We start from the raw sequence: 15,104 nt of genomic DNA on the forward strand, positions 1-15,104 counted from the left end.
CCGAAAGTGTTTTGTCTTCCCTTAGCCTTCCCACCATATCCAGGTTTAGCATATAGCTAACCTCTTCGAGGTCCAGGGTTGGGTTTTTTGTAAAAAAATTGGAGCCCAGCAGTCCCATTTCCTCCCCGGAAAACGAAATAAACAAATAGTTTTTAGAAAGCTTGGCCCCTTTTATTTTATTGGCCAGATCCAGGAGTACCGCTACGCCGCTGGCATTGTCATCTGCGCCATTATGAATGGCTGGTTCTCCCTTGTATAAGGAGCCTTCGCCTCCATAGCCCAGATGGTCGTAATGAGCCCCGATGATAACCGTATTTGAAGCACCATTATCTATAAAACCAATGACATTGGTCCCGGTTATTGTGCTGTCTCCGCTTTCCTCAAAACGCACTTGCTGATGCGGGTCTTTCTTTGGTTTAAAGGTAAAAGTCTGGTAATAGGTTCCTGCATGCCCCTTGGGTTTGAGCCCTACCCCAAGCATAAGTTCACGGATATAGGCCGCCGCTCTCAGTTCTTCGTCGGTTCCGGTTTCCCTGCCCTGGAATTCATCACTCGCCAGGATCAGAATCTCTTGTTCCATGGTGGGTAATTTGGGTTCTTCCCTTTTACATCCAAGGGCAAGTATAAAAAATACGGCCAGAATTATTTTTTTCATCGTTTTTGCGTCTAATTTTGTTCAAAATTAATCATCCTATGAAAACTTTGGTGCCCTTCTTACTATTAATCCTGATTTTTGGTTGCAAGACCGATTCCAAAAAGGCCCGGCCGGAAAAGGAAAATGAGGTTTCTGTAATGGCCGCGTCAGATACCCTGATCTATAAAGAGGAAAAGCATTTTAAATCTATTCGGCAGGTTACATTTGGCGGGGACAACGCTGAGGCCTATTGGAGTTTTGACGACAGCAAAATTGTATTTCAGTCTAATAATCCCGGATGGGGGATGCAGTGCGACCAGATGTTCCTTATGAATTCTGAGGAAACCTTCAGGGATAGCAAACCCCCTATGATCAGCACCGGAATGGGGCGCACAACCTGTGCCTATTTTCTTCCGGACAATGAACATATCGTATATGCTTCTACACATCTGGTCAACAAAGAATGTCCTGAAGTTCCCTTGCGTAAAAACGGGAAATACGTTTGGCCGGTTTATGATTCATTCGACATATTTGTGGCCGACTTGAATGGGAACATCGTTACACAACTTACCAATGAGCCCGGTTATGATGCAGAAGCTACGGTTTCTCCGCAGGGAGATAAAATAGTGTTTACCTCTACCCGAAGCGGGGATCTGGAATTGTACACCATGAATTTAGATGGCACAGAAGTAACCCAAATAACCGATGAGCTGGGTTATGACGGCGGGGCCTTTTTCTCACCGGACGGCACAAAGATCATTTTCAGGGCTTCAAGGCCAAAAACGGATGAAGCAATAACCGAATACAAAGAACTGCTTTCCCAGGGGCTGGTACAACCCACAGAAATGGAGCTTTTTATTTGCAATGCAGACGGCAGTGATTTAAAGCAATTAACGTTTCTGGGCAATGCCAACTGGAGCCCCTTCTTTCATCCTTCCGGGGAAAAGATTCTGTTTTCAAGCAATTTTGAGGCAGAAAAGGGCTTCCCTTTTAACCTCTATCTCATTGATATAGATGGGAAGAATTTGGAACGGGTTACTCATGGAAAAACCTTTGACGCCTTCCCGGTATTTTCCAATAATGGCAAATTCCTGGCTTTTTCCAGCAACCGCAATAATGGCGGAACCCGTGATACTAATTTGTTTATTGCCGAGTGGCAGGATTAAGAAACAGAAAACTGTATCTTTGCAGCCTATTTGAAATAGCCAAAGTAAGAAAATGAAGCATATTCGAAATTTCTGTATCATCGCCCATATAGACCATGGCAAAAGTACTTTGGCAGACAGGCTCCTGGATTTTACCGGTTCAGTAACAGATCGCGAAAAGAAAGAACAGCTGCTGGATAATATGGATCTGGAGCGTGAGCGGGGAATTACCATTAAGAGTCATGCCATTCAGATGGAATACGAACACGAAGGGGAATCTTATGTTCTTAATTTAATAGATACCCCCGGCCATGTAGATTTCTCCTATGAGGTATCTCGCTCCATCGCGGCCTGTGAAGGTGCGCTTTTGGTAGTTGATGCGGCACAGAGCATACAGGCTCAAACCATTTCCAACCTTTACCTGGCTTTGGAAAATGATCTGGAAATTATTCCGGTTTTGAATAAGGTTGATTTGCCCAGTGCCAGCCCCGAAGAAGTAACCGATGATATTGTAGACCTGTTGGGGTGCAAACCCGAAGAGGTGATCCCTGCCAGTGCCAAAACAGGTATTGGGATTAAAGATATTTTAACTGCTATTATTGATCGAATTCCGTCACCAAGCGGGAATATTGATGAACCCTTGCAGGCTTTGGTGTTCGATTCTGTTTATAATCCTTTCAGGGGGGTTGAGACCTATTTCAGGGTATTAAACGGAGTCATTAAAAAAGGCCAGAAAATTAAATTCGTAGCTACCGGGAAGACCTATTTTGCTGATGAAGTAGGAACCCTGAAACTAACCCAGGTACCTAAACCGAAAATTGAAGCCGGTGATGTTGGCTACCTTATTACGGGTATAAAGGATGCCAGGGAAGTTAAAGTTGGTGATACCATTACCGATGCCGCCAATCCAACCAAAAATGCTATTGAAGGTTTTGAAGATGTAAAGCCCATGGTTTTTGCCGGTATTTACCCGGTAGACACTGAGGATTTTGAAGAACTGCGTTCTTCTATGGAAAAGTTGCAGCTCAATGATGCTTCCCTGGTTTTCACTCCGGAAAGCAGTGCGGCTCTTGGTTTTGGCTTTCGTTGTGGTTTCCTTGGAATGCTGCATATGGAGATTATCCAGGAGCGTTTGGAACGCGAATTTGACATGACAGTGATCACTACCGTCCCTAACGTTAGTTATCATGCCTTTACTACAAAAAATCCGGATACACCCTTGATCGTCAATAACCCGAGTGACCTTCCGGATCCTTCTACAATAGCCCGGGTTGAAGAACCTTATATAAAAGCCACGATTATTACCAAAGCAGATTTTGTAGGTAATGTGATGTCGCTTTGTATTGATAAAAGAGGGCAGATTACCAATCAGACCTATCTAACCACAGAGCGTGTTGAACTGAATTTTGACATGCCCCTGGCAGAGATTGTATTTGATTTTTACGACAGGCTTAAAACCGTTTCCAAAGGCTATGCCTCCTTTGATTATACCCCAATTGGCATGAGGGTTTCTAAACTGGTTCGTGTAGATATTTTACTCAATGCACAACCCGTTGATGCCCTGTCTGCTCTTGTCCATTTTGATAACGCCCACTATATAGGCAAAAGAATGTGTGAGAAGTTAAAGGAACTAATCCCAAGGCAGCAGTTTGATATTCCTATACAAGCGGCTATCGGCGCTAAAATTATTTCCCGTGAGACCATAAAAGCGTTGCGCAAGGATGTGACCGCCAAATGTTACGGAGGTGATATTTCGAGAAAGAGAAAGCTTTTGGAAAAACAAAAGAAAGGGAAAAAGAGGATGCGCCAGGTGGGTAATGTAGAGATCCCGCAACAGGCATTTATGGCCGTTCTTAAATTGAATGAATAACCTCTTATTTTTCCTTACAATTTTTGTAGGTAAATACAATATTTTTATCTTCGGCCAGTTATAAATATCCTAAAATTTCCCTGGTAATGACTACATATATTGCTGAATTTAAAGCGGTGCATAAATTAATACAGGTAATACAACATTCTGTTTTTACCTGGCAGCAAGAAGGCGGTGAAATTGATTCAGACCTGCTTCAGGGCAAAATAAAGAGAGAATCTTCCATGCATTTTTATAAACTACTTGCAGGAGACAAGATTGAGGTTGCCATGGACGATATTTCAGTGGAAATTACTAAAACAGAACCTTTTAACGGCTAATTCATTTTATCAATTAATTTTCTTTATAATTTAACGGCCCATTAGAATGGTCTTGAATTATGAAAAATATCCTGCTTTTTATTTTGTGCGGCTTCGTACCAATAGGGCTCTTATCTCAGGGGCCAACACTAACCACTGAGCAATGGGCGACACTTGAAATTACCCTTATAAGTGACGCTACTTATGAAAATCCTTATACCGATGTTGAGGTTTGGGCCCATTTTACCAATCAAAATGCAGATACCATACTAAGGCCTGCTTTCTGGGATGGCGATAACATCTGGAAAATACGATTTACTTCCCCGGATTCCACAAGTATATGGAACTGGCTGTCCTTTGCCTCCAATGAGCTGGACAAGGGGCTCCACGGAATAACAGGGTCAGCGGCTTCAAAGCCACACAGTGGGGACAATGAATTGTTAGCAAACGGATTGCTAAAAATGGCAGAAGGTAATCGCAATGTTATTCAGCAATCCGGGAAATCTTTTCTTTTGGTAGCTGATACACCATGGGCAATACCTTTTCGTGCTACCGTGGAACAGGTATCAATATATGCGAGGGATAGACAAAAAAAGGGTTATAATGCTGCCCTTTTAATGAGTTTGCAACCAGACATGGAAGCAACCGGACCAGATGCCCGAAATACAAAATTGGGGTTTAAAAGGGCATTTAAGGATTTGTCTGATGGGCATATCAACAATATGAACCCCTCTTATTTTCAAACCTTAGACCAGATTATTGACGAATTGCTGAAACATGAAATTGTCCCGGTATATCAGCCTGTATTCCATGGTTTTGGATGGAAAGGCCTGAAAGTATTGGGAAATACCATTGCCCCCGAAGAATATGTGCGCTATTGCAAATATCTCCTGGCGCGTTATGGAAGCAAACCTGCAATCTGGCTTATAGCCGGGGACCATGATGGCAATGATCCGGGAGTAAAGGAAAGTGGTGAAATGTTAGAGGCTTGGGACAGTTATGCACAACCCACCGGCCTGCATTACAACCCCTGTGATGACTATATCGCTGAATGGGCTGTAAATGATCCTTCCAAAAGGTGTATGCACTATAACAAAACGCATCAGGATAAAGAATGGCTGGATTTTCAATGGGCGCAAACTGGTCATGATGGCTCTCATCAATATCATAAAGTTGAAAAAATGTACGATAATATACCTACTAAGGGTGTAGCAAACGGTGAGCCCACCTATGAAGGTATGAATGATGGTAAAAATGGCCTGGGATGGTGGCAGGGAGAGGAGGCCTGGATGCAATTAATGCATGGCGGTACCATGGGTATTGTTTATGGGGCGGCCAGTCTTTGGCAATGGAAAATAACTGCCGATGAGGAAGGGTGGACTGCCTGGTCATCCCAACCAAAATCCTGGGAAGAAGCAATGCAAATGGAAGGCTCAGCTTTCGCAGGGCAGGTGGGTAAAATTTTATCGGATATTGATATGACCAACATAGAAAAACGATGGGATTTGGCGGGTGGAAAACCCTTGCTGGCAAAACCAGGATCTTTATATATTTCATTTTTAAAAGAAGGTGGGTCTGTAGAGATCAAATCATTGCCCCAAGGGTTAGGCTATAAATGGATAAATCCTAAAAATGGATCCGTAGAAGCAAGTGGCAAGGCCGAACAAACCAAATTCAATGCTCCTGATCTCAATCCATGGGTCCTGCTAATTAATTAGCACAATTTGATAGTGCGACCGCTTCTAGGATATTTTATCCATGTCGAACATTTTACCTAAATACACCAGTGTATAACCTTCGGTTATTGAATTTAAACTTTCGCTGATCGAGGAAATGATGGATACTTTACCATGTGGGGATTTCAGAAATACCGGGATAATTTCGTCATCTTCATTGGTAATAGCAATTAGTCTTTTGTAATGTTCAGCGTTCTTTATTTCTATTTCATGAAGTGCGGGATAGCGCCTGGTAACTTCCATCATTTTTATAAAATCATCATTCTGTGAAAACAGGCCTTCCTTGGGATTTTTTTGAGGATCGTTCATCTCATCAGCACTAACAAGTCTGAAAGAACCATTTTCTCCAAACTGATCCCTAAACTTGCCTATGGCATATTGATTAATTTCAGGACTCCCGGTTAGTGCCATTAAATAACCCATGTCATTAAGCTCAATATCATCTGTTAGACTGTCTGAATACACATCGGCAACCATGGCCTCCAAACCAAGTTTTTTTGCCTCATCAACATTCGCGTGGTTAGTGTCAATCAAAACTACATGTCTGTTATTGTTCTTCAGGTAATTGCCCAAAAGCCTGGATGCTTTGGATGCCCCTAAAATCAAAATTCCTTCAGAGTGCTTTAAAAACACCCCTGCGATTTTAGCAACATTCCGGGCAGTTGTTGCATTTAAAAGTACTGTTCCGAGTACAATCATAAAGACCAGCGGGGTAATATATTCCGCGCCAGGTTCCCCTTTTTGAATCAATTTCGATCCAAATAGCGAGGCAATTCCTGCAGCCACTATCCCCCTGGGGCCTACCCAGCTAATAAAGAGTTTTTCGTTAAATTTTAAACTAGACCCCCGGGTGCTCAGGAACACACCTAAAGGCCGTACAATAAAAACAATCACAAGGAATAAGAACGCAGAGTTCCAGTTATAAACAAGCTCCATATCACTTATGTTGATATTGGCCGCCAACAGAATAAAAAGAATAGAGATAAGCAATACACTCAGCGATTCTTTAAAATACAACAACTCTTTAAGGTTTGGGAGGTCCATATTACCCATAACCATCCCCATAACCACAACAGCAAGAAGGCCTGATTCATGTGCCATGATATCAGATTCAACGTATACCAAAAGTACCACGGACAGGGATACAACATTTAATAAATAGTGTGGTACATATTTCTTTCTGATCACAAATGCAAGGGCATGGGCAAAAGCGAATCCAAAAGTAGAACCAAAAAGTACGATCTTCCCAAAATCAATTAAAGCGGTTTTGGTATAGGCCTGTCCTTCACCCACACTAATAAATTCAAAAACAAGAACTGCAACCAGGGCTCCTATAGGATCTATTAAAATTCCTTCCCATTTCAGCACGGCAGAAATGTCCTTTTTCAGGGGAATATTCCTTAGGATAGGGGTAATAACAGTTGGGCCGGTTACAATAATAAGGGCAGCAAACAAAAAAGAAATCTGCCAGCTAAGGTCAAAAAGGAAATGGGCCGCAAAGCCGCCGGCAAAAAATGTGACTATAGTGCCCACCGTTATAAGTTTGGTGATCACCGGGCCTACATTTTTAATTTCCGAGCGCTTTAGGGTTAAGCCTCCTTCAAATAAAATAATACTTATGGCTAGTGAAAGAAAATAGTAAAGCCCTTCTCCGGGGAAAAGTCCTTTTTCACCATTCCATACCGGCTCAATTAGCTTAGAGCCATCGTCCGTATACAAAGTGGCTATGGGCCCTACAAGCAGGCCAATTAGGATCAGAGGCAGAATAGCCGGCAATTTTAAACGCCATGCAAACCACTGTGCAATGATTCCTAAAATAATTATCCCGGCAAGTTCTAGCATCTTTTAACTTTTGCGTTAAAAATAGTGATTAAAATAAATACCCCTCTGCATTAGTTCTATAAAAAAACAATACCCGCTCTTACCGCATGTATTGAAGCATTGCTTACAAAATAGGTTAGCGCTTCCGAAATTATTTTTCCTGATTTAATTAGGTTTATTGTGTTATATTGAGCCAAAATACTAACAATGGAAACGCATCCGCATCCTTTTAAGAGAATTCTATTCGGTTTTGCGTTTTCACCTTCGCTGGAAATAAATCTTCAGGAAACTACCCGAATTGCGCATTTTTTTAACGCAAAATTAATTTTACTCCATGTCGGAAAAAAAACCAAGGAAAAATTGGGTGTTTTGAATGGAGTGCTGGAAAAAATTGATTTTCCGGATGATGCCATAGAAGTCCAGTGGGAAGAGGGAAAACCGGTCTCAGTAATTTTGGAGGCCTGTACAAAATTTAATATCGACTTATTAGTACTTGGTGCCTTGCAGCATGAGAATATGTATCGGTTTTATGTGGGAAGTATAGCCAGAACTTTGACCCGTAAAGTAAATTGTTCCGTTTTGTTGCTTATAAAACCTTCTGCAGAACGTGTGCCGTGTAAGCATATTGTGGTAAATGGCCTGGATGCGCCGGAAACCCCTGTAGCCATATTGGATGCGTTCTATGCGGCAAATGCATTTGGTGCACAACAGATTACCATTGTAGAAGAGATCAGACAACAAGAAATTCATGTGACGGTTGAGGATGATCGATCCTTAATGAAGGCAAATATCGTAAAGGAAAGACTCAAGCACAGGGAAGAATCCAGGGTACGCAAAATCCTGAAAAGTCTGCCTGAGGCTTTTGTAAAAAACATCAAAGTAAAAACCCAGAGTATTTTTGGAAAAAGAGGGTATTCCATAGGCCATTACGCCGAAATAGTACGAGCAGATTTACTGGTAATGAACGGCCCTAAAAAGACAGGTCTGTTAGATAGGGTTTTCAAACATGACCTGGAATATATTTTATCTGATTTACCCACCGATTTATTGATTATCCGTAAATAACCTTGAGCGCCAAAACCAACAAAACCGGTATTATTTTTCAAACCCTGTCTAAAAATATTTTTTCAGGCTTTGTTGTGTCGCTTATTGCACTACCTCTTGGCCTCGGATTGGCTTTGGCTAGTGAAGCGCCTCCAATTTCAGGCATAATCGCTGCAGTCGTTGGGGGTGTTATCGTTTCTTTATTGGGGGGTTCAAAAGTTACCATTGCCGGCCCCGGTAATGGGCTGGTTATTGTATTATTAGCTGCAATTGGTACCCTCGGCGGAGGTGATCTGTATCAGGGCTACTTATTCACTTTAGCCGCCATAGTACTGTCTGGGGTATTGATGCTGCTTCTGGGGTTTTTAAAAATGGGTCGTTTAGCCAATTTCTTTCCGGCTTCAGCCATTCAGGGTATGCTTGCCGCAATTGGAATAGGGATCCTGGCAAAACAATTTCATATTATGGTAGGCCATAACAATGAGACAGGAACCATCATTGAGTTATTGATTTTAATCCCAAATGACTTTGCGGATTTGATAAAAACTGCAGACCTCAATATGCTTTTTGCCGCAGGAATAGGCCTGGTAAGCCTGTTAATCATGGTTTTCTATTCTAAGATCAGGAATAAATACTTTCAGTTAATCCCGGCGCCTATGTGGATCTTAATTCTCTCCGTTGGTCTGAGTTACTTCTATGCTCTTCTTGGCAAACCGTATCCAATGTCAGTAGACTACCTGGTATCTATTCCTGATGATGTGCTGACAAATCTGGCTTTCCCGGATTTTGGAAAGATAATGGACAGAGAATTCATTGTCGCTGTGTTTGCAATTACCCTCATTGCAAGTATCGAATCCCTGTTAAGTATAAAGGCCGTGGATAAGTTAGATCCGTTAATGCGAAGATCTAATGTAAATAAAGACCTGAAAGCGCTTGGACTGGCCACCGTTATTAGCGGCTTATTAGGCGGTCTTAATGTGGTAACCGTAATTGCCCGAAGTTCGGTTAATGTAAATAATGGAGCAACCAACAAGTCTGCAAATTTCTTCCACGCCATGTTTTTGGTAGGCTTTGTGCTTATTTTTCAGGAGCAATTAAGGCGGATACCCCTGGCGGCTCTGGCAGCCATTTTAGTGTATACCGGTTATAGATTGGCCAATCCTGAATCCTTTAGAAAAATTATGCGGATAGGGAAAGAACAAGTGCTTATCTTTTTAACTACGTTAATTACCACATTATTTACCAACCTGATTACCGGAATAGCGGCTGGGATCCTGATTGCTTTTATCATTCATTTGATAATAAACAAAAGCATTTCACTGTTCATTAGTAATTTGTTTAAACCCAATATCCTGCTTTTCAAAGAAGAAGATGAAGGGAACTTTTATTTAAGCATAAAATATTTTTGCAGCTTCCTTAATTTTCACAAACTAAAGAATAAACTAGACGTAGTACCGGAAAGTATGGATCTGGTTGTGGATTTTTCAATGTGCAATTTTGTGGATCACACCGTACTGGAAGGTCTGGAAAACTATGGTGCTGCTTTTGACAAGAGAGGGGGAAGCATAGAACTCATTGGGTTGGACAAGCATGAGGCAGATTCCTTTCACCCTTTCGCTATTCGCAAGATTATACCCGTTGCTGCGCTTAAACCCATTGAGCGGTATTTTACAAAAAGGCAAAAAGACCTGGAAGCAGCGGCAAGAGATTATGACTGGAAGTATGTCGCCAAAAAGAATACCAATACAGCTTTTCTGGAGAATTTTGTCTTTTTCCATACCCGTGAAGTTGGATATTTCTACAATCTGCTGAAGGATGATGAAAACGGCTGTAGTGTTTTTGACCTGGAGTGGACGGAAGGTGCCTTTATAGCAAAAGAAGTTGTTAAAACCACGATGATGCACATTCAATTAGATGTTGATATCCCGGTATTTACCCTGGATAAGGAAGGTTTGTTGCAATTAATTTATTCCCTTGCAGGATTTAAGGCGATATCTATTGAAAACCATCCTGATTTCAACAGGCGTTTTAACTTAAGCGGTGAAAATGAAAGTGCTATTCTGGAACTCTTCACAGACGAAATGGTGCTGTTCCTTGAAAGCCATCCATATTATCATATTGAATCTAATGGTTCCTCATTGCTCATCTTAAAAAAAGAACGACTCCTGGGTGTTCAGGAAATTAAAAGAATGATTTATTTTGGTCAGCAGTTACATGCCCTGGTACAGCACGAAAAGTTTCATTCCTGATTGTTAAAAACTATTAATTTTAGGGTTTATCATTAGAGCTTTCGTTATTTTGCAGCCGACTCAGAATTCTTGAATGATCTTATATCCCCTTGAAACCGGAAATTTTAAATTGGATGGAGGTGCAATGTTTGGTGTAGTACCCAAATCCTTGTGGAATAGAACCAACCCGGCAGATAATAACAATATGATAGATATTGCAGCCAGGAGCCTCCTGATAGAGGACGGCAACCGGCTTATCCTTATCGATACCGGCATGGGGAATAAACAAAGTGAAAAATTCTTTAGTTATTATTACCGCTGGGGAGATTATTCCATGGATAGTTCACTCAAAAAATTAGGATTTCACCGCGATGACATTACCGACGTGTTTATGACACACCTTCATTTTGATCATTGTGGCGGAAGCGTTGAATGGAATAAAGATCATACAGGGTATCAGCCGGCCTTTAAAAATGCCCATTACTGGACCAACAAAGCTCATTGGGACTGGGCTACGAATCCCAATCTAAGGGAAAAAGCTTCTTTTCTCAGGGAAAACCTTTTGCCCATGGAAGAAAGTGGCCAGCTAAAATTCATAGACATTGGCAGCGGTTCCTATATAGACAAATCAGAATTGGGTTTTGGTGTTTTGCTGGTAGATGGTCATACAGACAAACAGATGATTCCTCATATTAATTACAAAGGTAAAACCGTGGTATTTATGGCCGATTTACTGCCTACAGCTGGTCATATTCCTGTTCCATACATTATGGGTTATGATACCAGGCCCTTACTGACACTTTCTGAAAAAGCAGCCTTTATGAAAAATGCTGCCGATCATAATTATTATTTATTCATGGAGCACGATGCGCATAATGAAATATGCACTGTAACACATACCGAAAAGGGTGTTAGGCTAGATAAAACATATACATTTAATGAGGTCTGTAATTAATATACTATTTGCTTTATTTTTTATTTTCGCTCTTTTCAGCTGTAAAGAAAAGCAAAGGACAAGTGCAGATTTTACCTCAGAATTCGGGTTCACACCCGGCATTGAAGGGCCTGCTGTGAATGCAAACGGAGAGCTTTTTGCTGTAAATTTTGCCAGGGAAGGTACCATTGGTAAGGTAAACAAAGCAGGAGAAGCCGAGGTTTTTATTAGTTTACCGGAAGGCAGTATTGGCAATGGCATACGTTTTGATCTTCAAGGAAATATGTTTATTGCAGACTACCTGGGCCATAAAGTGTACAGAATTAAAAAAGACTCAAAAATCCCTGAAGTATGGGCAAAGGATTCAACCATGAATCAACCGAATGACCTTGCCATTGGCTCCGGGGGCATAATTTATCTAAGTGATCCTAATTGGGCTGAAAACACAGGCAAACTTTGGATGGTTAACCCGGAAAGGGAAATTGTGTTGCTGGAAGAGGGTATGGGTACCACTAATGGTGTAGAAGTAAGTCCGGATGGTAAAACCCTTTATGTAAATGAATCTGTACAAAGGGTGGTATGGAAATATGATATTCAGGAGAATGGAAAATTAAGCAACAAAACGAAATTTATATCTTTTTCGGATTTTGGATTGGATGGAATGCGCTGTGATATGGATGGAAATCTTTATCTTACCCGCTATGACAAAGGAACTGTAGCCATAATTTCCCCGGAAGGCAAGATTCTGGAAGAGGTAATTTTAAAGGGTAAGAAGCCTTCAAACATCGCTTTTGGCGGGGAGAAAGGGCTCGATTGTTTTGTTACTATGGCAGACAGGGGTTGCTTTGAGACATTTGAAGCCCTGTCGCCGGGAAGTTATTATTCAAAAATACATTACTAAATATAGATAAATATGACTTTTAGAAATTTAAAATCGGCTTTTTACGGGAGTCTCGTTATGGCTTTACTTGGTGGATGCGGTAGTACTGCCCTGGTATTAACCCCAATTGAAAAAATTGATACCATACCACTCAAAGTAACTGAACTCACTGAAACAGAGAGTGAGTCCTGGGGGCACGCAGATTTAGTTGCGGATACTATCCCGGGAATCAGCTTAAATAAGGCCTATGATGAAATTATCAAGAATAAAAAGGGCAAAAGCGTTGTTGTAGCTGTCCTTGATTCAGGGATAGACCTGGATCATGAAGATCTGGATGATGTGCTCTGGACAAATAAAGGTGAAAAACCCGGAAATGGTATAGACGACGATAAGAACGGTTACATTGATGACATTCACGGTTATAACTTTTTAGGCGAGTCTTATAATGAACAACTGGAATATACCCGAATCGTTAAGTTTAAAATGGGTGATGCCGCTATTCAGCAAAAAGCTAATGCGAAACTGCAGGAAGAGGTATCCAAAAACACACAAAACAAACAACGCTATGAACAAATTCTAGGTTCTGTAATGGCTGCAGATGCAGCTGTAAAGGAGCATTTAGGAAAAGATACGTATTCCAAAGAAGATGTAATGGCTATTCAGACAGAAGATCAGGCCTTACTTCAGTATGTTTCTGTGCTAAAGCAGATGTATACTATTTATGATACTATCCCGGATGTTTTGAAACATTTGAACGAAGGGGTTAAGTATTTTACAGAGCGTTTGGATTACCATTTTAATGTGGATTTTGACGGCAGGAAAATAGTAGGTGACGATCCGTACGACCTTATGGATGTGGGTTATGGCGACGGAAATCCAAAAAACAGGGTAAAGGATGAAAGTCATGGAACACATGTTGCCGGGATTATTGCGGCTGAACGCAACAACGGTCAGGGTATAAACGGAGTGGCAAATAACGTGCAGATAATGAGTATCCGTGCCGTGCCAAATGGTGATGAATACGACAAAGATATTGCGCTTGGAATCCGTTATGCCGTTGATAATGGGGCAAAAATTATCAATGCCAGCTTTGGAAAATCCTTTTCTCTGAATTCTGATTGGGTATTCGATGCAATAAAATATGCTGCTGCTAATGATGTGCTTATAGTGCATGCGGCCGGCAACGATGGCCTGGATTTAGATGATCCTGAGAATCCAAACTACCCAAATGATCAGGTTGATGTGAACAGTAATGAAATAGCAGATAACCTTATCACAATAGGTGCACTAAATGGCAAATACGGTTCAGAAATGGTTGCTTCATTTTCTAACTACGGAAAAATGAATGTGGATGTTTTTGCTCCTGGCGCGAAGATCTATTCTACCATGCCGGAAAACGAATACGAGTTTCAGAATGGAACCTCAATGGCGGCGCCTATGGTTTCCGGAATTGCAGCACTTATTCGTTCTCATTATCCGAAACTTTCGGCTTCAGATGTAAAACGAATTCTCATTGAATCTGGCTTGAGTTCCAGTACTTCAGTCATTTTAGCCGGTGATGCAGAAAAATCAAAACCCTTTGATGAAGTAACGAAATCGGGGAAGATGGTAAATGCATACAATGCCTTAATAATGGCAAGTAAAATGTCTAAAAATTTATAATTCTATACCACAATAAATGTATTTAAAGACGCTATTGCCAAAATTCATTTTTGCCTTGTCTGCCTTTGCTGTGACACTTAATGCCCAGACAAATCATTCGTACTGGCAACAACATGTGGATTATAAAATGGAGGTTTCCATGGATGTTGAAAATTACCGGTATACAGGTACTCAACGCCTGGTTTATACAAACAATTCGCCCGATGAATTGAGTCGCGTATATTTTCACATGTACTTTAATGCCTTTCAGCCGGGCAGCGAAATGGATATCAGATTGCAAAACATCAAGGATCCGGATGGGAGAATGTCGGTCAACGGCCAAAGCAGGATTGCCAGTCTTGCACCTGATGAGATTGGTTATCTAAGGGCTTCTTCGCTAAAACAGAATGGGGAGGATGTTTCGTTCAATCTTGAAGGTACAGTTCTGGAAGTGGTGTTGGCCAAACCAATTCCTTCCGGAGGAAAAAGCACATTTGATATGGCATTTGAGGGGCAGGTTCCTCTTCAAATAAGGCGTTCCGGCAGAAATAATTCTGAAGGTGTTGCATTGTCTATGAGCCAATGGTATCCCAAAATGGCTGAGTATGATTTTGAAGGCTGGCATGCAGACCCTTACATAGGCAGAGAATTTCATGGGGTTTGGGGTGATTTTGATGTTAAGCTTACTCTTGATAAGGATTATACCGTTGGCGGCAGTGGTTATCTGCAAAACCCTCAGGAAATTGGGCATGGCTACGAAACTCCGGGTAGTAAAATCAAAAAGGTCAAAGGCAAAACACTTACCTGGCACTTTAAAGCTCCCATGGTTCACGATTTTATGTGGGCGGCCGATCCTGAATATATTCACGATT

11 protein-coding genes and 1 pseudogene are annotated in these 15,104 nt (G+C 41.3%); 10 read left to right on the plus strand and 2 right to left on the minus strand.

Annotation, left to right across the window (positions count from 1 at the left end; all coding sequences use genetic code 11):
- On the minus strand, window positions 1-655 hold a 655-nt coding region (locus Q0X89_RS00825), incomplete at its 3' end, for a M28 family peptidase (protein ID WP_297690712.1).
- Between the two features lie 38 nt (window positions 656-693).
- Here Q0X89_RS00825 and Q0X89_RS00830 point away from each other — a divergent pair.
- The 4 genes from Q0X89_RS00830 (at window position 694) to Q0X89_RS00845 (ending at window position 5,666) form a co-directional block, all read left to right on the plus strand.
- Window positions 694-1,800, plus strand: a complete 1,107-nt coding sequence (locus tag Q0X89_RS00830; RefSeq protein WP_297690713.1) for a hypothetical protein — start codon at window positions 694-696, stop codon at window positions 1,798-1,800.
- 52 nt (window positions 1,801-1,852) lie between these two features.
- Window positions 1,853-3,649 carry a translation elongation factor 4 gene (gene lepA, locus Q0X89_RS00835; RefSeq protein ID WP_297690714.1) on the plus strand — a complete coding sequence of 599 codons (1,797 nt, stop codon included), beginning with the start codon at window positions 1,853-1,855 and terminating at the stop codon, window positions 3,647-3,649.
- 86 nt (window positions 3,650-3,735) lie between these two features.
- A complete protein-coding gene (locus Q0X89_RS00840) occupies window positions 3,736-3,969 on the plus strand; it encodes a GTP-binding protein LepA (RefSeq protein WP_297690715.1) in 234 nt (77 codons plus the stop codon).
- Window positions 3,970-4,028: 59 nt separating this feature from the next.
- Window positions 4,029-5,666, plus strand: coding sequence for a DUF4038 domain-containing protein (locus tag Q0X89_RS00845; protein ID WP_297690716.1), 1,638 nt, complete (start codon window positions 4,029-4,031; stop codon window positions 5,664-5,666).
- A 24-nt stretch (window positions 5,667-5,690) separates the two neighbouring features.
- On the opposite strand, the gene Q0X89_RS00850 is transcribed toward Q0X89_RS00845, so the two are convergent.
- The gene (locus Q0X89_RS00850) at window positions 5,691-7,526 is read right to left on the minus strand and encodes a sodium:proton antiporter (RefSeq protein WP_297690717.1); all 1,836 of its coding nucleotides are present in this window, start codon (window positions 7,524-7,526) and stop codon (window positions 5,691-5,693) included.
- A 186-nt stretch (window positions 7,527-7,712) separates the two neighbouring features.
- Between Q0X89_RS00850 and Q0X89_RS00855 the strand changes: the two genes are divergently transcribed.
- The 6 genes and pseudogenes from Q0X89_RS00855 to Q0X89_RS00880 form a co-directional block, all read left to right on the plus strand.
- Window positions 7,713-8,570, plus strand: a complete 858-nt coding sequence (locus tag Q0X89_RS00855; protein WP_297690718.1) for a universal stress protein — start codon at window positions 7,713-7,715, stop codon at window positions 8,568-8,570.
- A gap of 2 nt (window positions 8,571-8,572) precedes the next feature.
- Window positions 8,573-10,798: a SulP family inorganic anion transporter gene (locus tag Q0X89_RS00860; RefSeq protein WP_297690719.1), complete on the plus strand. Its 2,226-nt coding sequence runs from the start codon at window positions 8,573-8,575 to the stop codon at window positions 10,796-10,798.
- A 73-nt stretch (window positions 10,799-10,871) separates the two neighbouring features.
- Entirely contained in the window at window positions 10,872-11,732 is an 861-nt protein-coding gene (locus Q0X89_RS00865; RefSeq protein ID WP_297690720.1) for an MBL fold metallo-hydrolase, read from the plus strand.
- Complete coding sequence (locus tag Q0X89_RS00870; protein WP_297690721.1) at window positions 11,716-12,612, plus strand: SMP-30/gluconolactonase/LRE family protein; 897 nt, start codon at window positions 11,716-11,718, stop codon at window positions 12,610-12,612. The genes Q0X89_RS00865 and Q0X89_RS00870 overlap by 17 nt, the downstream gene beginning before the upstream one ends.
- 12 nt (window positions 12,613-12,624) lie before the next feature.
- Window positions 12,625-14,253 (plus strand): S8 family serine peptidase, encoded by a 1,629-nt coding sequence (locus Q0X89_RS00875; protein ID WP_297690722.1) that lies wholly within the window; start codon window positions 12,625-12,627, stop codon window positions 14,251-14,253.
- Between the two features lie 16 nt (window positions 14,254-14,269).
- Window positions 14,270-15,104, plus strand: a pseudogene (locus Q0X89_RS00880) (M1 family peptidase); the annotation flags it as partial.

Origin of the sequence: uncultured Eudoraea sp. (assembly GCF_947258525.1) — a bacterium.
GTDB lineage: Bacteria > Bacteroidota > Bacteroidia > Flavobacteriales > Flavobacteriaceae > Eudoraea.